The sequence below is a fragment of the Flintibacter porci genome, assembly GCF_041925195.1.
GTDB classification, from domain to species: domain Bacteria; phylum Bacillota; class Clostridia; order Oscillospirales; family Oscillospiraceae; genus Lawsonibacter; species Lawsonibacter porci.
This window is the reverse complement of sequence record NZ_JBHEVB010000036.1, coordinates 1-2,596: the sequence shown is the minus strand read 5'-3', so window position 1 is coordinate 2,596 and position 2,596 is coordinate 1. Positions and strand designations below refer to the sequence as shown.

General features: G+C 51.9%; 2 protein-coding genes. Both read left to right on the top strand.

Translation table 11 applies throughout. The features are described from left to right. The first annotated feature begins 160 nt into the window (after nucleotides 1-160). Entirely contained in the window at nucleotides 161-1,777 is a 1,617-nt protein-coding gene (istA, locus tag ACEVJL_RS16725) for an IS21 family transposase (protein WP_374738483.1), read from the top strand. After that, nucleotides 1,777-2,523, top strand: coding sequence for an ATP-binding protein (locus ACEVJL_RS16720; RefSeq protein ID WP_374738482.1), 747 nt, complete (start codon nucleotides 1,777-1,779; stop codon nucleotides 2,521-2,523). Before istA ends, ACEVJL_RS16720 begins: the two co-directional genes overlap by 1 nt. Nucleotides 2,524-2,596 lie beyond the last annotated feature (73 nt).

The following is a 2,596-nucleotide window of genomic DNA, read 5'->3' as shown; positions in this document are numbered from 1 at the left end:
TGCATACGGCGGTGGCCAGCGGCCACGGTTGCGGAGCTCAGCGGCCGCTGTGCGGCCTAACGGCCACCCCAATATAGACAGCTAATTGAAGTAGTTCGGAAATTCTCCATAATGATGGTATCCGCAACAGCGGAAATCTACATTTTATGGAGGGTAATGTATGTTGGACTACAAAGACATCATTATCAAGCATTACGCTCTCGGCATGAGTGGTCGAGAGATTGCCAGGACACTCTCGGTCAGCAAAACTGGTGTCAACAGCTTTCTGAATGCATTCAAAGAGTGCAAAACGCTCAGCTATCCTCTGCCGAAAGGCATCACCAACTACGGCATTGCTTCTGCAGTTTACGGTTCGCACACCACGGTAAGCGGACGTGATCTTACCTATGAATTGCCGGACTATGAAGCCGTAGCAAAGGATATGTCCTCCCGGAAGAACATGACGCTGGTGGTTCTTTGGAACCGATACTCTAAGAAGTGTCGGGACAGCGGTCTGAAGTTCTACTCATACCGGCAATTTTGCGAAAACTATGCCAAGTGGTGTGAGGAAAACAAAGAGTCGTTGCACTTCAACGCCGTCATTGGCCAGAAGATGGAAGTGGATTTCGCCGGAAAGACCTTCCGCATGGTGGATCCACTCACCGGGGAGACCGTGGAGATTGTGGTTTTCGTAGCCGTCCTTCCGTATTCCCAGTACATTTATGCCGAAGGAATGATCTCAACTAAGGAGCCGCAGTGGATTGCCGTCAACAACAATGCTCTGACGTATTTTGGCGGCGTGCCGGCGCTGGTCGTCTGCGATAACTGCAAGCAGGCTGTCATTGCCAACCGGGACTGGATCGCCCCGGAGCTTAACAAGGATTATGCGGAATGGGCCGAGCACAACCATACGGTCATTCTTCCAGCCAAGGTCAGGAAGCCCAAATACAAGAGCTCTGTAGAGAATGCTGTTGGCATCATGGAAAAGGGCTTCTTCCATGACATGGAGGAAATGGACTACTTCAGTCTGGAGCAGTTCAACCGTGACCTTTGGAAGCATCTGGACAAGCTAAACAGTGCCCCGTTCACCAAGAAGCCTCACAGCCGCCGCTACTACTGGGACGAGGAGCGCAGGGAGCTTATGCCGCTGCCTCCTGTTCCTTATGAATACATGGAGCGCCGGACGGCCAAGGTGTCCTCAGATTACCATGTTCGCTTCGACAACGCTTATTACAGCGTAGACCGGGCCTATCTGCACAAGGAAGTGCTTATCCGGGCTTCTGCTACCATGGTAAAGATTTTCTCCAAAGAGGGAGCGCTTATCTGTGAATGGCCCAGAGCGACCGCAAAGAGCCAGTGGTCTACGGATCCGAACCATCTCCCAGCGAATTACAGGGAAATTTCCGAGTGGAACGGTACCTACTTCACTCGAAAGGCCATGACGATTGGTCCAAATACTGGCAAAGTCATTAAGCGCATTCTTGCCAGCCGTAAGCTGGAAGTCCAGACTTACCGAATGTGCCAGGGAGTCCTGAGCTTTACCAGGAAATACAGCAAGCAGGCGCTGGAAGAAACCTGCCGCCAGGCTTTGGAGTTGGGAAAGGTAAATTACACCTTCATTAAAAACACGATTCCGGTTGTTGCTGAAGATCTGGGAGTCTCCGGTTACAATACCAGCATGAACGAGGAACGCAATAAAGGTGCTTTTGTTATGGATGCGGGGTCCATGGATATTAGCAGACTTCTCTCCCGCAGCCAGAGTCTGGCTCGGGGCAACGGGAAAGGCGGTGACAAGTAATGCTCACCGGGAAAGCACTCTTTAACACGCTTCTGTTCGAGCTGAATGAAATGGGACTGCCCGGTATGTCTGCCACACTGGACGAAATGTACCGATCTCCGAGCTTTCTTGAGCTTGATCCATTGATGGCAATTGCCAACCTTGTGGAGCCAGAATACCAGAAGAAGATGAACAAACGGATCCTGAGCCGTCTGTGCAGCGCACATCTGCGAGGGTGTCCTCAGGAACTCACAAACTGTGTTGATTCAGCTGAACGCGAATATCTGCCCCGTGGCATTACCGAGACACTGTCCACACTGGACTTTATTGATTCCGGTCTGAATGTCTGTATCCTGGGTCCGTCCGACAGCGGTAAATCCTATTTGGCAAAGGCCATTGGCATTGTTGCCTGCAACAATTACAAGGTGGAGTACCACCACTGTGAGTCCCTTCTGGAGGCGCTGGTAGCGCTCAAAGCACAGGACTACTCGAAATACCAGAAGCGCTTGAAAAGCATCTGCGGTGCCGCTCTGCTCATTCTGGACGACTTCCTGCTGCACACCATTACCGACGAGCGTGAAGTGAAAATCCTCTTTGAGATTTTGGAAAAGCGGTGTGAAATTAACCTGAGCACCATTATCTGCTCGCAACGGGAACCGGCAAGCTGGAGCTCCATGATTCTTAATGACGAGGTCTCCGCTAACGCCATCCTGAAGCGTGCCACAAAGCACTACACCGTGGTGATTAAACCTAAAATGACCACCTAATTACGGGTGGCCGCTGCGCCGCAAGGTGGCCGCTGGTGACCGCACCGGTGGCCGCCGAGCGCCGCAGAATGCA

Bases quoted from the DNA above. Each gene is read 5' to 3' on its own strand.
- istA (WP_374738483.1), top strand. From the start codon at position 161: ATGTTGGACTACAAAGACATCATTATCAAGCATTACGCTCTCGGCATG.
- ACEVJL_RS16720 (WP_374738482.1), top strand. From the start codon at position 1,777: ATGCTCACCGGGAAAGCACTCTTTAACACGCTTCTGTTCGAGCTGAAT.